Consider the following 18472-nt stretch of genomic DNA (forward strand, 5'->3'; position numbering starts at 1 on the left):
TTTGTCCTCCTGTTGCCTGAGTAATTATGAGAGCCCTTTACCAAAAATACAAACCTTATTATCTTGAAAGCCTTAAATTGGCTATCCCGGTAATTATATCAAACGTAGGACACACGCTTGTTCAAATGTCTGATACCATCATTGTGGGGCATTTTGCGGGCACTGTTTCTTTGGCTGCGGTATCAACCGTAAACAGTCTGTTCATGGTTCCGTTGGTGATTGGCATGGGGATCTCTTATGGTTTAACGCCACTTATCGCCCAAAATAATGGGCGCAAAAATCACAAAGAATGCGGCCTGTTATTATCCAATAGTTTATTCCTGAATATACTGAGCGGAATCATCCTGTTTTGCGGAATCTACTTTGGGACCATGTTGCTTATCGGCCACCTTGACCAGTCGCCCGAGGTTGTAAAAGAGGCTAAGCCATATTTATTTTTGCTTAGCTTGTCCCTAATACCCCTGCTTATTTTTAATACGTTTAAGCAATTTGCAGAAGGGTTGGGTTTCACCAAGCAAGCTATGATGATATCTATATGGGGTAACCTTATTAATATTTTGTTCGGGATAATTTTTGTTAAGGGCCTGTTTGGCATCCAACCAATGGGTATCAGAGGTGTTGGCTACAGTACACTGATTGATCGTTGCTTAATGGCAACTGTTATGGGTATCTATGTTTTCCGCTCAAAAAATTTTAAAACTTATTTAACAGATTTTGCCATTAAGAATATCGATAGGCTTCGAGGTATCCAGATCATGAAAATCGGTGCGCCTGTGGCAATGCAGTACACATTTGAGATCAGCGCCTTTGGCGGCGCTGCATTATTGGTTGGCACCATCGGCGTAGTTGCGCAGGCCGCACACCAGGTTACTATAACTATGGCATCCATGACTTATATGATGGCAAGCGGCATTGGTGCAGCTGCAGCAATTAAATCGGGTAACTATTTTGGTGTAAGCGATCATCGTAATTTAAGGCTTGCGGCTATCTCCAATTATCACATTGTATTGCTTTTCATGGCGTTTACAGCAGTAGTATTTGCTTTAGGCAGGCATCTTTTACCATGGATTATTACTTCGGATAAAGAAGTAATAACTATTGCATCACAGTTACTTATAATTGCAGCATTTTTTCAGCTGTTTGATGGCGCACAGGTTGTTGGGCTTGGTGTGCTAAGGGGCATGGGCGATGTAAATATTCCAACCGTTATTACTTTTCTGGCGTACTGGATAATTGGTTTGCCTGTTGGTTACCTGCTTGGTATTAAATTAAACCTTGGGGTTTATGGGGTTTGGTATGGCCTTGTGCTGGGCCTCGGGACTGCCTCGGTACTTTTATTTGCACGGTTTAACCTGCTTAGCAAAAGCCGTAAGCAAAAGCCGGTAATATCAATAATGGCAAAGGATTAAAAAAAGAGGTCAATAGCTGCCTTGAACGTATTACAGTGCGCTTCTACAATATCTTTAATTTGTGGTGAATACCCTCCTCCCATACTTACCTGCACCGGGACATTGTGTTTGACGCATTGTTCAAAAACAAACTGATCGCGGGCTTTACATGCGTCTTTACTTAATGCAAGCTTACCCAGCTTATCAGTAGCCAAAATATCAACACCCGAAAGGTAAAAGATAAAATCGGGCTTATGTTGCTCAATCAATCGCGGCAGCGTTGTCTTAAGTATGTCGAGAAACTCGCCATCACTTACGCCATCTTTTAAAGGGATATCCAGATCAGATTGCTCCTTTCTGTAAGGGAAATTGTTAGCCCCATGCATTGAGAAAGTAAATACCCTGGACTCATTTTCAAAGATCTCAGCTGTGCCGTTGCCTTGATGTACATCTAAATCAATTATTAAGATAGATTTGGATAATTTATTGTCTAATAAATAATTAGCTGCAATAGCTTGGTCATTTAACAGGCAGAAACCTTCACCCCAGTTACTGCCTGCGTGATGTGTACCGCCTGCAACATTGAACGCGACACCATCGTCAAAAGCGTACCGGCAGCCATCAATTGTGCCTTTTGCTATCCTGATCTCCCGTTCAACCAATTGCGCCGATAAAGGAAAACCCGTGCGGCGTTGTTCCTTCGGTGAAAGCGTGAGGTCTCGAAGCTGGTGCCAGTAATTTTCATCATGGGTACGGGTAATGATATTTTCTTCCAGCAGCCCCGGCGAAAACAGATTATTCCTGCCTATCACGTCTTCATATAATAACTGGCCCGGGATCAGTTCATACTTCAGCATAGGAAAGCGGTGCCCTTCGGGCAGCGGATGGGCATATATCGGATCGTAAGCTATTTTGAGCATACCTTCTATCCTATCAACTCTCCAACATGTTTTTGAATATTGTCGCAAATGCTATCCAACGGCAAATCATTAGCATCCCGGCCAAAAGGATCCTCAATTTCTTCAGCTAATAACTCAATACTCGCAAAAACAAAAAGTACAAAGCAGATTATCGGGATAATAAAATATTTGAGGTCAAAGGCCCAGGTAAACGGCAGGGTCATGATGTACGTAAAGATAAATTTCTTGATAAAAACATTGTACGAAAACGGAATAGGCGTTTTCTTAATTCGTTCACATGCTCCGCAAATATCTGTAAAAGAAGTAATTTCTGCTGTTATGCTAAACAATTGCTCCGGGTTGATAGCACCTTCTTTATTTAACCTGTAAATGTTTTTAATCATTTCAGAAGCTACCTGGTTGGGTACATGTTTTTGTGCATCAACACTGATGAACGACTGCTCCTCCAGAACATATTCATCCCGTAAATGATCTCTCAAAGCTCTTGCATAACGCGGAATAGCGTAATTAAAAAAAGCCAGTTCATTTTCGCCAATCAGATGTTTTAATTTGATGGCAAGGTTGCGGCTGTTATTCACCAGGCTTCCCCAGATCTTACGCCCTTCCCACCAGCGGTCATAAGCCGAGTTGATACGGAATGCCAGCAATAAGGAGAATACGAAACCTATTGTTTGATGAATAAAGATTACCTTCTTAAGTATGCTTGTATCGGGTAGCTGCCAAAAATCAATCAGGAAATAGGTAACAACACCTGCATATGCACCTACGGCAAGCATAAGTGGAAATAACTCGCGCAGCGTTTCGGCTTTATTTATTTTAAAAATGAATGAAAACCACTCTTTGGGATTGTAGTAAACCATATATCTCTGAAAATTTAAACAACTTTTAGTGCATCAGCCATCAATCTGGCTGCTTTGTAAACATCCTCAAACGTATTGTAAAGCGGTACAGGGCTCAGGCGGATCACATCCGGTTCGCGCCAATCGCCTATAACACCATTTTGTGCAAGATAGTTGAAAATAGCCCTGGCTTTTCGTTCGCAAACTACTGAAAGCTGGCAGCCGCGGGCAGTCGCGTCAGATGGAGTAATTATCCGATAAACCTCTTCGCCCTGCTGTTTATTAATGCTTTGAATCAAAAATTCCAAATACCCCGTTAAATAAAGACTTTTTCGCCGGAGGGTATCTAACCCGCCTGCACTGTCAAAAATAGCCATAGAGGCTTTAAATAAAGCGAGAAGCGGAATTGGGCTTGTGCTTACCTGCCAGCCGGCCGCCCCAGCCTCGGGGTCGAAGCCCGGAGCCATCAGAAACTGCTTATCACGACGGTATCCCCACCAGCCGGCAAACCTGTTCAGTTCCTTATCGGTAAAATGTTTTTCATGTACAAAAATGCCGCTTATGCCGCCCGGTCCGGAGTTCATGTATTTGTACGAACACCAGCAAGCGAAATCGGCTCCCCAATTGTGCAACTGCAAGGGAACGTTCCCCGCAGCATGAGCCAGATCAAAGCCTGCATAAGCGCCTGCTGCGTGGGCGGCATCTGTAATTGCTTTCATATCAAAAAACTGTCCGGTATAGTAATTGATTCCGCCGAACAGCACTAAAGCAAGTTCATTTTTGTTTTGATCAATGGTTTGAATGATGTCTTCAATACGTAATGTGACCTCCCCGTTCCGCGGGAAAATCTCAATTATTGTATCCTTAGGATCGAGACCGTGGAATCTCACCTGGCTTTCCATTGCATATTGATCAGAAGGGAAAGCCCCTCCCTCCATGAGAATTTTAAAACGCTTATTATCTGGTTTATAAAAACTTACCATCAATAAATGAAGATTTACTGTAAGTGAGTTCATTATGGTAACTTCATTATCCCGCGCGCCTACAACGCCGGCAATTGAGCCGGTAATGGATTTGTGATAATCAAGCCAGGGATCATCTCCCTGAAACCAACCTTCAACAGCAAGGTTTTTCCAGATGTTTAATTGATCGGCTAAATATTGTTGCGCGGAAACCGGTTGCAAGCCAAGCGAGTTACCGCAAAGGTAAACCGCGTCTTCACCATTGTGCTGGGGAATTAAAAAACGACTTCGGAAATTTTTTAATGAATCCTGCTCATCCTGCCGCCGGGCAAACGCCAGATCGTTTTGATAGTTCATTCGCCAATAATACAAAATAGGAAGCTTATTTGTTGGGCTTGCTCACGTAAATATTGCCTTTTACATAGAAACGATAAGGCAGCAGGGCATCTTCAGCAGCGTAAGCCACTCCTATTCGTGGGCCGGCTTTTATCTGATTATCCGGAAAATGAAGGCCACGGTCTTCAAGCCAGATCGTATCACCTTGCAAACTAAACGCATTGATATTGCGCGAAATGCCTAACGCCTTGGCTACCGAACCGGGCCCGGCAGTTATGGTTGGCTTAAGAACCGGCATGTTGCGCCGTACCTGCATTGCTTCAAGCCCATCGGTAGGTTGAATTGCCCGGATAAGAATTGCCTGCGGGTGCCCTTCACTTGAGGTGACGATATTAAACATTTCATGAATGCCGTAGCACAGGTAAACATAAGCAATACCTCCCTGCATAAACATGGTTTTAGTGCGGGGTGTAAGGCGGTTACCAAAAGCGTGAGAAGCTTTGTCTACAACACCATTATAAGCTTCTGTTTCAACAATATAGCCACCAGTAGTTACACCATCAATACAAGTAAACAAATACTTACCTAACAGATCTTTACTGATACTTACAACGTCGTTCCCCAGGTAATAACTTTCAGGTAATTTCATTTTTTCAGGATTCCCTTCAACAATTTATTGATCTCTTTTGCTTTGTCAAAGATCATGATGTGCGTACCTCCCTTAACGATGGTAGCAGCCTTAATTCTTTTATAATCAAACACCAGATCTTTATCACCCGTAATATGGTAAAGGTTTGGCGGTACAACTTCGTTCTTCCAATGCAAAATAGCGTACATGGCCCATTTCATAAACGCCGGCGATGATTTTTTTAACATATCGCCAAACAACCAGGCATCCTCGCGGCTCATGTGGCCGAACAAAGGTTTAATCATAAACCCCATCGAATTAAATGCTTTTCCCGGGATAAGTTTGTAAACAGGCAGCACGCGAAAGAGTTTAAAATACCATGGAGCTTCGTCGCTGGTTTTAATGCTGGAGATCAGGATGACTTTTTCGACAGGTAAAAGTTTAGCCATTTCCACTGCAATTATCCCGCCTAAAGAATTGCCAATCAATACCGAGTTTGGCTTGATATTATATTGATAAATAAGCCTTTGAGCATAAGTAACTAAAGTATCTTTTGAATTTGGCTCGACCCAATCTACCGTAATCACCTCATGTTCATCATTGAGATTAATGTTGTTATAAACGCGGGTATCGGCGCCAAGGCCGGCAATCAGATAGATCCTGCTCATTAAAAATTAATAAGCTTTACTATTTGCTCGAGATACTGTGCATCTGTTTCATTGAACTGATCAAGCAATTCGCTGTCTACATCAAGTACTGCTACCACTTTATCGTCTTTAAATACCGGCACCACGATTTCCGAACGGGAAAGCGAACTACAGGCAATGTGCCCGGGAAATGCATCAACATCCGGCACAACCAAAGTTTTAGCCTGCTGCCATGCGGCTCCGCAAACACCTTTCCCCAGGCCAATACGGGTACACGCAACCGGCCCTTGAAATGGGCCTAAAACCAATTCGTTTTCTTTAACCAGGTAAAAACCTACCCAAAACCATTTAAACTGCTCTTTTAAAGCCGCCGCTACGTTTGCGATATTAGCTATAAGGTCAGGTTCGCCATAAAGTAATGCTTCTATTTGAGGGACAAGCGAGGCGTATTGCTCCGCTTTATCGGTCGATGTATTTATTGTTAGATCTTCTGCCATGATGTAAAAGTAAGGATGCCACGTTGAAACTAAATAAGGCAAATATCATATTTAATCTTTTATTTAGCATTTACATGATCGTTAGCCTTACTATAATCCGCTACCGCAAACTGTTTATTCCGTTTGCCCTATTGGCAATGGCTATTCATCGCCTCCCCCTGCTAATGCAAAAAGGATGTAGTTTTTACAAGCTTCTTGGTTCTGGAAAAAACGGAACATTTGACCTTGAACCCGACTGGCAACAATGGGGCTTATTGGCTTGCTGGGATAGCAGGGGAAATTTTGACGCATTTTATAACAGGTCGTTCGTCTCATCCTGGTGGAAGCTGTTAGGTACTGAAAGCTGGACAATGATTTGTCAGCCCCTGCAAAGCCACGGGAGTTGGGATGGAAAAGAGCCATTCGGCAGGCCCGATGTAAGCGACATCAATGGCCCAGTCGCCGTACTCACACGCGCAACAATCAAACTTAGCAGGCTAAAGAATTTCTGGGCCAATGTAGATACCGTTGCAAACATAATGACATCCGCTCCCGGATATATAAATTCATTTGGCGTTGGTGAAGCTCCGGTATACAGACAAGCTACATTTTCTGTTTGGGAAAGCCTGGAACACGTCAAAGCTTTTGCATATAAAAGCCCCGAACATGCCGAAGTAATTAAAAAGACAAGAAGCGAAGGTTGGTATAGCGAGGAACTTTTTGCACGGTTTAAACCTATTGCCAGTTTCGGTACCATTAACGGAAAAGACCCATTAAAGGGCTTATTGAATAAATAAAAAGACATGAGAATTATTGCAGAACTCCCCCATCCCGATTTTAAAATCTCTATCCTGAATATGAACAATAAGTTTATTGTAAAGGTAGAGCAGGGCTCCCTTGAGCAGAGTTACAAGATCCCGGAAATGGATTTAACCGAGGGGGTTAACAGCGTTTTTGAATTACTTGATGAAGAGTTTTTAAAAAAGATAGCCGCCCGGTTTATCGACATGCGTAACGATTATAAAGACGCTTATTTTAGATACAACTATTGAAGTAAAACATCAATTTACATTGATAACCAATAACTTATAAGTAAAAGTAACTGTAGGCAAAATTTAATTTGGCAAAAAAAATTGCATTTTAAGTTCTGCTTGTCTTCATTTTACATAGTATCTAAATAAAAAATTAAATAAACTAATATTAATGTATTGATATTTAAGTAATTATATAGTTAAACAAAATTTTATTCTGCGCTGATTTTAACGGAATAAATGAAAGGTCAAGCCAATAACAGGTCGCAATACCAAAAACCGGAAGGTTTGGCATCGGTAGCAGAAACGCAGGGATCATTGGCGTTTTTCGGCGTGGCGTATTCCTTAAAAATTTTCACACCTGTTTTGTATTCAATTGGGTTTTTAAATATTGGCCCTTTAAAAGTGAAGGTATGAAATTCCCCATTCTCGCCGCAAACGTCAACATCGTCAGGCAACGCATCAATTAACTCCCGACTGATCTCTTTACCAACAATGCGTTCCAAACGTTGCTGGGTACAGGCTATCACGGTTCCGAAACCGAGGTTCAAAAATTCATTTATTAATTCGGATGTATCCCTTTTCCATAAGGGGTAAATACCTTTGAGCCCAACCTCGCTTAACCGTGCGTCGCGGTAATCTTTTAGGTCTTGCAAAAATATATCGCCAAAAATGGAATGGGTTACACCTTCATTTTTAAAGCGAGTTAAATGGTGTCGCATCACATCGTCATATTCCTGCATACCCGGCATTTCGGGCAGGCGGATTTGGTATAAAGGAATACCAATGGCTTCGGCCTGTTTAATCAGCAGTTCAGTCCGTACACCATGCATGGAAATCCGGTCGGCTGCGTCATTGATCGTAGTTACAAGATAAACGATTTCCAGATCCGGACTTTGCAGGCAATAATATAAGGCGAGAGCGCTGTCTTTACCGCCGCTCCAATTGAAGATACACTTCATATTTAATTGGTGATTTAGTGAGTTAGCGAATTAGTGATTTAATCTTTTAATAATTGGTTCACTAATTCAGGGACGCCAACTGTTGCTTTTTCCTGGATTTTAATAACCGGCCCTTTAACATTTACAAAAGGTATATTGGGATCGATAATATACTTTGGCGTCTCGCGGTCAACATAACCGATAAGCCCTGCGGCCGGGTAAACAGCAAGGGAGGTACCTATAAGTATAAATATATCAGCCCCCACGCATATAGCGGCTGCATGTTCTATCATTGGTACGGGCTCACCAAACCAAACTACGTGCGCACGTAATTGTGAACCTAATTCGCAAAGCTCTCCCATTTTAATTTCCCACCCATCGATAGGATAAGTAAGTTCTGGTTTGATACTTGATTGTGAGCGGGTGATAATGCCATGTAAATGCACCACATTGGTTGAACCTGCCCTTTCATGCAGGTCGTCAATATTTTGAGTGATGATGGTTACATTATATTTTTCTTCGAGGGTGACAAGGGCGTAGTGTGCTGCATTGGGCTTGGCTTCCAATACTGTTTTACGGCGCTCGTTATAAAATTGCTGTACCATAACCGGGTTATGCTCCCAGGCCTCGGGGGTGGCTACGTCTTCAATATTATACCCTTCCCAAAGCCCATCGCTATCCCTGAAGGTTTTTAAACCACTTTCGGCGCTGATACCTGCGCCGGTTAACACTACTAAGTTCTTCATTTTAATATAAACAGATGATAATTGATTAGGCCATAAAAAAAGCGGACTGCCTTTCAACAATCCGCTTTAAATTTAAATGCTTTTATATTATAAAGCCAATTGCTTTTTGTCCTGAAGAAAAGTGTACTTATTCTTAGCCAATTCAAAACCACCAAAAAGTATTGCACTAAATACTAATGTACCCAATGCCATATTTTTCTCAAACGGAATAGCTTTAATCAATGATTCACCATAGCCAGCTAAGGTATGCGGATAAAGTGTACCATATAACCAGGGCAGATCTGTAATTAACCAGTGAATTAAAACTGCTGCGATTGAGCCTAAAAGCACATTAAGAACATTTACCTTTTCAAGCAAATTACCAACAAGCACCATTAATGCAAAACACAGGTAAACCCATGCGGCTCCGCCATACCATAAAGTTAACTTTGAAGTATACAGGTAATTGATTATGATATCGGTTGAAAACAGCGTAAGCAACACTGTTGCATAACCTTTCCACTTTGACGTAAAATAAGCACCACCAAATAATGCAATAGCACCTACCGGATTGAAATTACTCAATTCTTTATACTTAAATGCTAAAAGCCTGAATACGGCAGCAACCAGGATCATCAGGATCAGGAACAGGTTGCGGTTGGTGTTATCTTTTGCGGTCATGATTTTATATATGGCGTAAAATTACTTAATAATCCGAACAATAAGCAAACGCTATTTAAATTGATACCTGGCACCAAGCATGAAGTTGATACCGAGGGTGTTATATCCTAACCAATCTACGTATTTAGTATCCAAAACGTTGTTAAGGTCACCAAAAACATTTAGATTTTTGGTTGCCTTGTATTCCAAATGCAAATTTACCAGGTTATAGTGCTTCAGTGTAATCACTTCTGATCCAGTGTTTGTAAAAGTCAGATCGGTACGGTTACCTGCATATTTGTAGTTAACACCTACCTCAAAATCACTTAAAACATCATAACTGATGTTGGCACCCAAAGTACTCTTAGGCCTGCGGTAAAGGTTGCCGGTTTGTGTACCGGCTTCGTCGGTTAGTTTACCTGTTACATAAGCGTAATAGGCAGATGCATGAATTTTATTATCGTGATATTTTAATTCGGTTTCAAAGCCTTTATCTTTTTGCTGTTGCCCGTTTGCATATTGACTATAAGGAGGGCCAGACAGGTTTTTAAAATAGATAACATCTTTGGTATTACGCTTAAAAAACTGCGTATTAAATGACAATGTGTTTTTAACAATTTCCCAGTCAAAGCCTGCTTCGTACGATGTGGTGATCTCAGGGTTTAAATTAGGATTACCATATTGAGAAAATAACTGATATAGCGAAGGCGACTTAAATGCTGAAGCTATTGTACCGAAGACCTTAAACTGATCGGCAAGGTATAATGACGGGTTGATGGTATAAGTAAACTTGTCGCCATATTTGCTGTGATTATTATACCTGCCGCCCAGTTCCATGTGGAAGATATCGTATTTAAAGAATAAAGATGTATACGCGCTGAATATGTTATTAGCAGCATCACCGGCTTTGATAATACTTGCTGGTGCCTGATAGGCCGTTGATTCATACAGGCTGTACTGGTTTGTGTTGCTGTATTTAAAGCTCGCGCCGCTGGTAATATCCAGATACTTATTCAATTCATAATAAAATACAGCTTCGGCATTGGTTATACGGCCTGTATTTTTTGTAACCTGGTGGGTTCCGTCGTTATCAGATGGCAGGTTAGTAAAATTATTTTGAACCGTATTTTGCGACAGGTTCACATTGAGGTTACCTTTTGGCAAAATCAATTTTGCACCTACTCCACCAAATAAAAATGTGTTTTTATAAGTGTAATCATTGTCGGTTATAAAAGCACCGTAAGGAAGATCACCGGTATTGTGGCTTACCTGCAGGTTTCCGTTCAGAATAAATTTAGATGAAACATTTTGGCTCAGGTTCACACTGGCCGAACGTTGGTGAAAACCATCTTTCTTAAAACCGTCTTTGCCGGTAGTATCTGTAGCAGCGGCAAAGCCTTTTGAATCGGTATTTGAAAGATTAACAGCTATACCCGTGTTCTTTACCTTTCCAATTAATGAAGCCGATTCTTTAAACGTATTATAGCTGCCACCTGTTAGCTGCAATCCACCGGTTAACCCTTGCTCTTTAGCTTTTTTGGTGATGATATTAATAACACCTGCTACAGCATCAGAACCATACAGCGTTGAACCGCTTCCTTTCAAGATCTCGATATGATCTATCAGATCCAGCGAAAAAGCGTTAAGATCATAACTACCATCAATGCCCGAAGCATTGTTTACCGGAAAACCATCAACCAGGATAAGGGTATTGCCAGATGAAGCCCCGCGCAGGAAAACCGATGTGCTGATACCGGGGGCATTATTTGCACCAGAAAAAGTTATCCCGGCAACCGTATTTAATAATTGAGGCAATGATTTGCCCTGCGATTTATTGATCTCATCGGCAGAAATGATGGTAACAACGCGGCCAATGTCTGACAGTTTTTTAGGCGACCGGCTTGCAGTTACTACTACCGTATTGAGTGTGCGTGTGGTATCCTGTGCATATGCTGCTGAGGTAGATAACCCAACAGTTAACAAACCGAATCCTAAAATAATTTTAGCGTACTTTTTTTCCATGTATGATTGATATGTATAAAATAATAATGCAGCCTTAATAGCATACACGGAAATGAATAAAATGAAAACACGCCAAACGAAGAGCATTCACATCCAAGCTTCAATCCCCGAAAGCTATGAATAACATATAATGCCTTGGCAGGTCTTCTGACTTGCTCCCCATTTTGCCTGGCCTTCCCTCCTGTTTACAGAAAGTGGCTGTATAGATTTGGCAACGGTTACGGAGCTTACAGCTGCGGGACAGTTACGGATTTACACCGTATTCCCTTTTAATTCATTAAAAAAATAGTTTAATGAAACCTAAAGCGCTGCAAAAGTACAATAAGTATCTGTTAACCTCAAACTACATAACTATATTTATCATGATGAAATATTGCTGCATTTTATTATTGATGATGGGCGCGCTTGGCAGTTTTGCCCAACATCCCGATACCGTTTTTCTGAAAGGTTTACTATATAGCCATCCCGAACTATTTTCAGGCGTTTTGAACCATCCTGCACAAAACGAAATACAGATCCTATATACCCGGATCGACAGGGATAAAGACAATGTTCCGCACTTTACTTCATACAGCTATCATCTTAATGCGCATCATTATTTTTACCCCGCGAGCACGGTAAAGCTTCCAACGGCCATTTTTGCGCTTGAGAAACTTAACGAATTAAAAATAAAATGCTTAAGCCGCAAATCGGTCATGATTACTGATAGCGCATTTGCCGGCCAGACTAAAGTTAAAATAGATACATCATCCTCAACAGGTTTGCCGAGTATCGAAAATTATATTAAAAAGATCTTGCTGGTAAGCGATAATGATGCATATAACCGGCTCTATGAATTTGTCGGCCGTGCAGAGATCAATCAAAAGCTAAAGAAGTATCATCTTAACAATACCCGTATTGTGGGCAGGTTAGCCATAGGTGATGCAGGCGAAAGCACAAAGCACACCAACCCTATTGATTTTTACAATGATAATAAGCTAATTTATCAGAAACCGGCGCTATATGATGCGTCAAATTATCCCATGCACCTGGAAAACATGCTGCAGGGTAAAGCTTATTTAGATAGCAGCGAACGGTTGGTTAACAAGCCTCTTGACTTTTCTGAAAAGAATGTTTACTCTCTCGCCGATCAGCAAATGGTGCTTAAAAGGTTGTTGTTTCCTGAAACTTTCCCTAAAAAGCAACGCTTTAATTTAACGATAGATGACTATCGCTTCATTTACCGTTATATGAGTACCTTCCCCACCGAAAACACCAAACCCACCTATCGCCGCCCCGAATATTTCCCGGCTTATTGCAAGTTTTTGTTCTATGGCGGAGACAGTACAGCAGTTATTAATCCTGACATCAGGATCTTTAATAAAGTTGGTGATAGTTATGGTTATGATATTGATAATGCATATATCGTAGATTTTAAAAACAATGTTGAGTTCATGCTCAGTGCCGTCGTGCAATCAAATGAAGATGGGATACTGAACGATAATAAATACGAGTACACAACGGTATGCCTGCCTTTCCTGAAAAACCTTGGCCAGGTGATATACCAATATGAACTCAAGCGCCCTAAAAAACACCTGCTCCATTTAACTAAATTTAAATTTACTTATAGCAAAAAGCAATAAAATTCACTTCTGGAAAACTTAGTAGCCCTAAAGGTGTTTTAAAAACAATAACTATTTAAAAACCTATGGCAACTACAATAGTAAAATATACCGACAACTTCCCTGTGCTTTATGGAGATGACCGCATAAACCTGAATTGGCCCGAACGCTTTACGTCCATCGCAGGTGGTATGAAGCTCGGTTTCTCAGGTTTTAAAAATATTTTTAAAAACCCGTTTGCAAGTATCGTAAAAATAGGTGCCGGTGGCTATTTGTTAAACAGGGGCATCACAGGGCATTGTGAGCTTTACAAACGTATTGGTAAACTATCCACCAATCCCATAAATGTAAATATTCGTTCGTCGTTTATTGTAAATAAACCCCGGCAAAAGGTTTATGAATTTTGGCGCAAGCTTGATAACCTGCCCCTTTTTATGAAACACCTGGAAAGTGTGGAGGTCATCGACTCTAAATATTCACACTGGGCTTTGAAGCTTCCCAAAAATGTAGCTACAATCAGCTGGCATGCCGAAATTGTCCATGACGAACCTAATGAAGTGATCGGCTGGAGTTCGCTGTCTGATTCGATGATTAATAATGCGGGTAAAATTCGTTTTCAGGATACGGTTGACGGGCAGGGTACCATTGTTGATGTGGTGATCAGTTATCAGCCCCCGGCAGGCGGTGTAGGTGCAGGCATAGCCAAAATACTAAACCCGGTATTCAAAAATATGGTTGATAAGGATATTCAGAACTTTAAACAGTATATGGATATCAATAACGATCCGGATGAGTTTGTTGAAGTAATTGTCGTCAAATAAAAAAATAACACCTTTATCCAAGGGCGCTCAGGTAATGCGAGCGCCTTTATATCTTACAACAATAGCATCATTTATGGGTGAATTTTGATTTGCGTTTTAGAAAACGCCGTTCATAAAGATAATACGATAATAAAGGGACAGTAATCAAACCCAATACATTGTTAGGAAATATGCTTAATAGCATTTTACTATCCCGGCCGGTAAATAACTGTTGCCATATGTATATGCCATAAGATAGAATACCAATAAATGATAGAAATTTATTGTTTAACACCTTAAAAATCCAATCGTTTGCGGGTATGATATTGCTTAAAATTAAATAGCCGGTAATTACTGAAATCGCCAGGTTTACGTACAATGATTTTAAGGTATAAAATTCGTCAAAGCGCAATCCAAACATCAATATTATAGCCAAAATATTGCCAGCTGCCTTTGTTTGTTTGAGCCAAATTACATTCAAAATTTCTTTGGACGCCATCAACGCAAAAAAACAGCCGACACCAATTGATTGAAACTTTATAAAATAGTGAGTAAAACAGTAAATAATGCCACGATTCAAAACCGGAACAAACTGTTGCACTGTACACAATAGCGGCAATGCGAATACAATGCTGATAATAATATAATAAAATGCAGTTCTGTTGATCTTTAAAATAAAAGGAAAAAGGAGATAAAATTGTTCTTCAACCGATAACGACCAATAATGACTGAAGTAATAAGTGAAATCATGGCTGCGGAAATAGCTAAAATTCATTAGATATAATGCCGAGCCAAAAAATTGAATCCAGGAAATGTTTAAACTATAGAAATGGTTTAATAAAAACACCACTCCAATATATAAATAGGCTAAAGGAAATATTCGCAAAAAACGCCTGATATAAAATTTTTTTAGCGATAAGCCACCTGTTACTTCTTTTTCTTTTAAACATAGGCTCGTAATTAAAAAACCACTTATTACAAAGAAAATGTTTACTCCCAACCCACCATTGAATATTGTAGTATAAAAATAATTATCAGATAACTGAAGGTGGTAAAATACAACCAGGATAATTGAAATGCCGCGAAATCCATTTAAAGAGTAATAATAGTTACTGCGCAATAAGCTGGATAAGACAGGCTGTCCCTCCTTGTTTGATGTCATACCATAAAAATAGACACTCAAATAATTAAAACAAAAAAGGCCGCAAATTGCGGCCTCTCTCATGCATTAGAATGCGATATTATTTTACTGCATCAACAACTGCTTTGAAAGCGTCTGGGTTGTTCATTGCTAAGTCAGCCAATACTTTACGGTTTAAACCGATTTCTTTAGCGGCTAATTTACCCATCAACTGAGAGTAAGAAATTCCGTGCTGACGGGCACCAGCATTAATACGTTGGATCCATAAAGCCCTGAACTCTCTCTTTTTGGTTTTACGGTCGCGGTAAGCGTACTGTAAACCTTTTTCAACTGTGTTTTTTGCAATGGTGTATACCTTGCTACGTGAACCCCAATAACCTTTGGCGAGGTTCATGATCCTTTTCCTGCGTCTTCTCGACGCTACTGCGTTAACTGAACGTGGCATCTTGTGTGTTTTTTGGTAGTGAGTGCCTGCATCTCGTGTGCCGGACTTAAAACTCTAATACCTGGTTTTAAAATTTGTGAATTACTTTCCGATACAAAGCATACGTTTTACGTTACCCATGTCGGCATCAGATACTAAGCTGGTTTGACCAAGGGCACGCTTACGTTTTGTCGACATCTTGGTTAAGATGTGGCTTTTGTATGCGTTTTTTCTTGCGATTTTACCTGTTCCAGTAAGCTTGAAGCGCTTTTTAGCACTGGAATTGGTTTTCATTTTTGGCATAACTCTATTTATTTGTGTTAGATATTAACGTTTCTCAACGTTTTATTTTCAAAGCACCTGCCCCTAAAGCAGGGTGCAATCTTAATTATTTTTTTGCTGCCTTTGGTGCAAGGGTTAAAAACATCCTTTTTCCTTCAAGCTTTGGTAATTGCTCCACTTTACCAACTTCTTCCAATGCCTGGGCAAAGCGAAGTAGTAAGATCTCGCCTTGTTCTTTGTAAACAATGGCACGACCTTTAAAGTGTACGTAAGCCCTTACCTTTTCGCCAGCTTCCAAAAACTTAATGGCATGCTTTAATTTAAATTCAAAGTCATGATCATCAGTATTCGGTCCGAAACGGATCTCCTTAATAACCGTTTGCTTGGCATTGCTTTTTATCTCTTTAAGCTTTTTCTTTTGTTCGTAAATGAACTTGTTATAGTCCGTTACTTTACAAACCGGCGGTACGGCGTTAGGAGATATTTCAACCAAATCCAATTCCTGCTCCTGCGCTATTGCAAGGGCATCTCTTAATGAGTAAACTCCCTGCTCAACGTTATCACCTACAAGGCGAACTTCCTGAGCCCTAATGAATTGGTTTATGTTATGTTCGGCTTCTTTTTTCTTAAAAGGAAGCCTTGGTCCTCTATTGAAAGGTTTGTTTAATGCCAAGTTATACTGTTATTTCTTTAGTTATCTGTTCTTTAAAATCTTCAATGCTCATACTTCCCAAATCACCGGTACCATGTTTACGTACAGAAACCAAGCCTTCGGCAGCTTCTTTTTCGCCCACAACCAGCATGTAAGGGATTTTTTTGACTTCAGCATCTCGTATCTTTCTGCCTATTTTCTCGTCCCTGAAGTCGATTAGCCCGCAAATATCGGAATCTTTTAATATATCAGAAACTTTTTTTGCATATTCTTCATATTTTTCTGATATGGGAAGTATAATGAACTGCTCGGGCGATAGCCACAACGGGAAATTACCTGCACAATGCTCAATTAATACCGCTATAAAGCGTTCCATCGAACCAAACGGCGCCCTGTGGATCATTACCGGACGGTGCTTCTGATTGTCGCTGCCTGTATATTCCAGTTCAAAACGTTCAGGCAGGTTATAGTCAACCTGGATAGTACCCAATTGCCATTTACGGCCAAGAGCGTCTTTTACCATAAAATCAAGCTTAGGGCCGTAAAATGCAGCCTCGCCTAATTCTACAACTGTAGTCAATCCTTTTTCCGCAGCAGCCTCAATGATTGCACTTTCTGCCAGAGCCCAGTTTTCATCTGTACCAATGTATTTTGCCCTGTTTTCAGGATCACGTAATGATACCTGTGCGGTATAGTTTTCAAAGCCTAAAGCTTTAAATACATACAATACAAGGTCAATTACTTTTTTAAACTCATCCTTTACCTGGTCCGGACGGCAAAATAAGTGGGCATCATCCTGAGTAAAACCACGTACACGGGTTAAACCGTGCAACTCGCCGCTCTGCTCATAACGGTACACAGTACCAAACTCAGCAAAACGAACCGGCAGGTCTTTGTATGAACGAGGTTTTGTTTTGTAGATTTCGCAATGGTGAGGGCAGTTCATCGGTTTTAAGAAAAACTCCTCTCCTTCCTGCGGGGTCTTTATCGGCTGGAATGAATCGGCACCGTATTTTTCATAGTGACCCGATGTTACATACAGATTTTTATGACCGATATGAGGAGTGATTACCTGCTCATAGCCTGCTTTTATCTGTGCTTTTTGCAAGAAATTTACCAAACGTTCGCGCAATGCAGTTCCTTTAGGTAACCACAATGGTAATCCCATACCTACCTTTTCCGAAAAAGCGAACAGTTCCAGTTCCTTACCCAATTTGCGGTGATCGCGCTTTTTAGCTTCTTCGATCATGTGCAGGTATTCAGTAAGTTCGCTTGCTTTAGGGAATGTAACGCCGTAAATACGGGTTAATTGCTTGCGGGTTTCGTCACCACGCCAGTATGCACCGGCAAGGCTCATCAACTTAACCGCTTTTATAAAGCCTGTGTTAGGGATGTGAGGCCCACGGCACAGATCTGTAAAATTACCTTGCGAATAAAAAGTAATAGCACCATCAGGCAAATCTTTAATCAGATCGAGTTTATACTCATCGCCTTTTTCTGTGAAATACTCAATAGCATCAGCCTTGCTCACCGGTTTGCGGATGTACTCTTCTTTGGTTTTGGCAAGTTCAATCATTTTATCCTCTATCTGCTTAAACTCGTCAGAAGATAAAACCTTGTCGCCAAAGTCAACATCGTAATAAAAACCTGTTTCAATAGCCGGACCGATACCAAATTTAGTACCCGGATAAAGGGCTTCCAAAGCTTCGGCCATTAAGTGGGCCGATGAATGCCAGAAAGTCGACTTTCCATCAGCATCATTCCAGGTTAATAATTTAACATGGGCATCCTGCTCAATGGGGCGACTTGCGTCCCAAACCTGGCCGTCAACTTCGGCTGCTAATACGTTACGCGCTAAACCTTCGGAAATCGACTGCGCGATTTGCATGGAAGTAATCCCTTTGTCATACTGACGAACGGATCCATCGGGAAGTGTAATGTTAATCATCTACAACTATGATTTAATTTTTATAAAATTACGTTTAAACGGTCACCTA

Annotated in this window: 20 protein-coding genes and 1 riboswitch; of the genes, 5 read left to right on the forward strand and 15 right to left on the reverse strand. The window is 40.7% G+C overall.

Annotated elements, in window-relative coordinates:
* Window positions 1-26 precede the first annotated feature (26 nt).
* Window positions 27-1409, forward strand: coding sequence for an MATE family efflux transporter (locus FHW88_RS08700; RefSeq protein ID WP_176624660.1), 1383 nt, complete (start codon window positions 27-29; stop codon window positions 1407-1409).
* Here the strand turns inward: FHW88_RS08700 and FHW88_RS08705 are convergent.
* Genes FHW88_RS08705 through FHW88_RS08730 form a run of 6 tightly spaced genes read right to left on the reverse strand, consistent with a single transcriptional unit; the run spans window position 1406 to window position 6217 of the window.
* The gene (locus tag FHW88_RS08705; protein WP_176624662.1) at window positions 1406-2308 is read right to left on the reverse strand and encodes a histone deacetylase; all 903 of its coding nucleotides are present in this window, start codon (window positions 2306-2308) and stop codon (window positions 1406-1408) included. The genes FHW88_RS08700 and FHW88_RS08705 overlap by 4 nt on opposite strands.
* 5 nt (window positions 2309-2313) lie before the next feature.
* Complete coding sequence (locus tag FHW88_RS08710; protein ID WP_176624665.1) at window positions 2314-3168, reverse strand: bestrophin family protein; 855 nt, start codon at window positions 3166-3168, stop codon at window positions 2314-2316.
* Window positions 3169-3182: 14 nt separating this feature from the next.
* On the reverse strand, window positions 3183-4466 hold the full coding sequence (kynU, locus tag FHW88_RS08715; protein WP_176624667.1) for a kynureninase: 1284 nt from the start codon (window positions 4464-4466) through the stop codon (window positions 3183-3185).
* 25 nt (window positions 4467-4491) lie between these two features.
* Complete coding sequence (locus FHW88_RS08720) at window positions 4492-5094, reverse strand: DNA-3-methyladenine glycosylase (RefSeq protein ID WP_176624669.1); 603 nt, start codon at window positions 5092-5094, stop codon at window positions 4492-4494.
* The gene (locus tag FHW88_RS08725) at window positions 5091-5741 is read right to left on the reverse strand and encodes an alpha/beta hydrolase (protein ID WP_176624671.1); all 651 of its coding nucleotides are present in this window, start codon (window positions 5739-5741) and stop codon (window positions 5091-5093) included. The genes FHW88_RS08720 and FHW88_RS08725 overlap by 4 nt, the downstream gene beginning before the upstream one ends.
* Entirely contained in the window at window positions 5741-6217 is a 477-nt protein-coding gene (locus tag FHW88_RS08730; RefSeq protein ID WP_176624673.1) for a GAF domain-containing protein, read from the reverse strand. Before FHW88_RS08730 ends, FHW88_RS08725 begins: the two co-directional genes overlap by 1 nt.
* Window positions 6218-6291: 74 nt before the next feature.
* On the opposite strand from FHW88_RS08730, the gene FHW88_RS08735 reads away from it, so the two are divergent.
* Both FHW88_RS08735 and FHW88_RS08740 read left to right on the forward strand, forming a co-directional pair.
* Window positions 6292-6993: a DUF3291 domain-containing protein gene (locus FHW88_RS08735; protein WP_176624675.1), complete on the forward strand. Its 702-nt coding sequence runs from the start codon at window positions 6292-6294 to the stop codon at window positions 6991-6993.
* A gap of 6 nt (window positions 6994-6999) precedes the next feature.
* Window positions 7000-7248, forward strand: a complete 249-nt coding sequence (locus FHW88_RS08740; protein WP_091164687.1) for a hypothetical protein — start codon at window positions 7000-7002, stop codon at window positions 7246-7248.
* 227 nt (window positions 7249-7475) lie between these two features.
* Here the strand turns inward: FHW88_RS08740 and FHW88_RS08745 are convergent, their stop codons facing one another.
* The 4 genes from FHW88_RS08745 to FHW88_RS08760 all read right to left on the reverse strand — a co-directional run bounded on the left by FHW88_RS08745 (window position 7476) and on the right by FHW88_RS08760 (window position 11575).
* Entirely contained in the window at window positions 7476-8189 is a 714-nt protein-coding gene (locus FHW88_RS08745) for a diphthine--ammonia ligase (protein ID WP_176624677.1), read from the reverse strand.
* 38 nt (window positions 8190-8227) lie between these two features.
* Window positions 8228-8914 carry an SIR2 family NAD-dependent protein deacylase gene (locus tag FHW88_RS08750; protein WP_176624679.1) on the reverse strand — a complete coding sequence of 229 codons (687 nt, stop codon included), beginning with the start codon at window positions 8912-8914 and terminating at the stop codon, window positions 8228-8230.
* Between the two features lie 87 nt (window positions 8915-9001).
* A complete protein-coding gene (locus tag FHW88_RS08755; RefSeq protein WP_176624681.1) occupies window positions 9002-9574 on the reverse strand; it encodes a DUF6580 family putative transport protein in 573 nt (190 codons plus the stop codon).
* 51 nt (window positions 9575-9625) lie between these two features.
* Window positions 9626-11575, reverse strand: a complete 1950-nt coding sequence (locus FHW88_RS08760) for a TonB-dependent receptor plug domain-containing protein (protein WP_176624683.1) — start codon at window positions 11573-11575, stop codon at window positions 9626-9628.
* Window positions 11576-11694: 119 nt separating this feature from the next.
* A riboswitch (cobalamin riboswitch) is annotated at window positions 11695-11894 on the reverse strand.
* Between FHW88_RS08760 and FHW88_RS08765 the strand changes: the two genes are divergently transcribed.
* Window positions 11869-13197: a class A beta-lactamase-related serine hydrolase gene (locus FHW88_RS08765; protein ID WP_255485237.1), complete on the forward strand. Its 1329-nt coding sequence runs from the start codon at window positions 11869-11871 to the stop codon at window positions 13195-13197. (Overlaps the previous riboswitch by 26 nt.)
* Before the next feature lie 65 nt (window positions 13198-13262).
* Window positions 13263-13997, forward strand: coding sequence for an SRPBCC family protein (locus FHW88_RS08770; RefSeq protein WP_176624685.1), 735 nt, complete (start codon window positions 13263-13265; stop codon window positions 13995-13997).
* Between the two features lie 67 nt (window positions 13998-14064).
* On the opposite strand, the gene FHW88_RS30390 is transcribed toward FHW88_RS08770, so the two are convergent.
* From FHW88_RS30390 to thrS, 5 genes are all read right to left on the reverse strand, one after another.
* Window positions 14065-15201 (reverse strand): acyltransferase family protein, encoded by a 1137-nt coding sequence (locus FHW88_RS30390; protein ID WP_410505611.1) that lies wholly within the window; start codon window positions 15199-15201, stop codon window positions 14065-14067.
* A gap of 16 nt (window positions 15202-15217) precedes the next feature.
* A complete protein-coding gene (rplT, locus tag FHW88_RS08780; RefSeq protein WP_022829871.1) occupies window positions 15218-15562 on the reverse strand; it encodes a 50S ribosomal protein L20 in 345 nt (114 codons plus the stop codon).
* 81 nt (window positions 15563-15643) lie between these two features.
* Window positions 15644-15844 carry a 50S ribosomal protein L35 gene (gene rpmI, locus FHW88_RS08785; RefSeq protein WP_090525627.1) on the reverse strand — a complete coding sequence of 67 codons (201 nt, stop codon included), beginning with the start codon at window positions 15842-15844 and terminating at the stop codon, window positions 15644-15646.
* Window positions 15845-15929: 85 nt separating this feature from the next.
* Window positions 15930-16496 (reverse strand): translation initiation factor IF-3, encoded by a 567-nt coding sequence (gene infC, locus FHW88_RS08790; protein WP_090525629.1) that lies wholly within the window; start codon window positions 16494-16496, stop codon window positions 15930-15932.
* A 1-nt stretch (window position 16497) separates the two neighbouring features.
* A complete protein-coding gene (thrS, locus tag FHW88_RS08795) occupies window positions 16498-18423 on the reverse strand; it encodes a threonine--tRNA ligase (RefSeq protein WP_176624689.1) in 1926 nt (641 codons plus the stop codon).
* Window positions 18424-18472: the final 49 nt, after the last annotated feature.

Origin of the sequence: Mucilaginibacter sp. SG538B (assembly GCF_013376065.1) — a bacterium.
In the GTDB taxonomy this organism is placed as follows: Bacteria; Bacteroidota; Bacteroidia; order Sphingobacteriales; family Sphingobacteriaceae; genus Mucilaginibacter; species Mucilaginibacter rubeus.

Bases quoted from the DNA above. Each gene is read 5' to 3' on its own strand.
- FHW88_RS08735 (WP_176624675.1), top strand. From the start codon at position 6,292: ATGATCGTTAGCCTTACTATAATCCGCTACCGCAAACTGTTTATTCCG.
- FHW88_RS08755 (WP_176624681.1), bottom strand. From the start codon at position 9,574: ATGACCGCAAAAGATAACACCAACCGCAACCTGTTCCTGATCCTGATG.
- FHW88_RS08740 (WP_091164687.1), top strand. From the start codon at position 7,000: ATGAGAATTATTGCAGAACTCCCCCATCCCGATTTTAAAATCTCTATC.
- FHW88_RS08720 (WP_176624669.1), bottom strand. From the start codon at position 5,094: ATGAAATTACCTGAAAGTTATTACCTGGGGAACGACGTTGTAAGTATC.
- FHW88_RS08725 (WP_176624671.1), bottom strand. From the start codon at position 5,741: ATGAGCAGGATCTATCTGATTGCCGGCCTTGGCGCCGATACCCGCGTT.
- rplT (WP_022829871.1), bottom strand. From the start codon at position 15,562: ATGCCACGTTCAGTTAACGCAGTAGCGTCGAGAAGACGCAGGAAAAGG.
- FHW88_RS08765 (WP_255485237.1), top strand. From the start codon at position 11,869: ATGAAACCTAAAGCGCTGCAAAAGTACAATAAGTATCTGTTAACCTCA.
- FHW88_RS08745 (WP_176624677.1), bottom strand. From the start codon at position 8,189: ATGAAGTGTATCTTCAATTGGAGCGGCGGTAAAGACAGCGCTCTCGCC.
- FHW88_RS08700 (WP_176624660.1), top strand. From the start codon at position 27: ATGAGAGCCCTTTACCAAAAATACAAACCTTATTATCTTGAAAGCCTT.
- FHW88_RS08705 (WP_176624662.1), bottom strand. From the start codon at position 2,308: ATGCTCAAAATAGCTTACGATCCGATATATGCCCATCCGCTGCCCGAA.
- FHW88_RS08730 (WP_176624673.1), bottom strand. From the start codon at position 6,217: ATGGCAGAAGATCTAACAATAAATACATCGACCGATAAAGCGGAGCAA.
- rpmI (WP_090525627.1), bottom strand. From the start codon at position 15,844: ATGCCAAAAATGAAAACCAATTCCAGTGCTAAAAAGCGCTTCAAGCTT.
- FHW88_RS08770 (WP_176624685.1), top strand. From the start codon at position 13,263: ATGGCAACTACAATAGTAAAATATACCGACAACTTCCCTGTGCTTTAT.
- thrS (WP_176624689.1), bottom strand. From the start codon at position 18,423: ATGATTAACATTACACTTCCCGATGGATCCGTTCGTCAGTATGACAAA.
- FHW88_RS08760 (WP_176624683.1), bottom strand. From the start codon at position 11,575: ATGGAAAAAAAGTACGCTAAAATTATTTTAGGATTCGGTTTGTTAACT.
- FHW88_RS30390 (WP_410505611.1), bottom strand. From the start codon at position 15,201: ATGAGAGAGGCCGCAATTTGCGGCCTTTTTTGTTTTAATTATTTGAGT.
- FHW88_RS08750 (WP_176624679.1), bottom strand. From the start codon at position 8,914: ATGAAGAACTTAGTAGTGTTAACCGGCGCAGGTATCAGCGCCGAAAGT.
- kynU (WP_176624667.1), bottom strand. From the start codon at position 4,466: ATGAACTATCAAAACGATCTGGCGTTTGCCCGGCGGCAGGATGAGCAG.
- FHW88_RS08710 (WP_176624665.1), bottom strand. From the start codon at position 3,168: ATGGTTTACTACAATCCCAAAGAGTGGTTTTCATTCATTTTTAAAATA.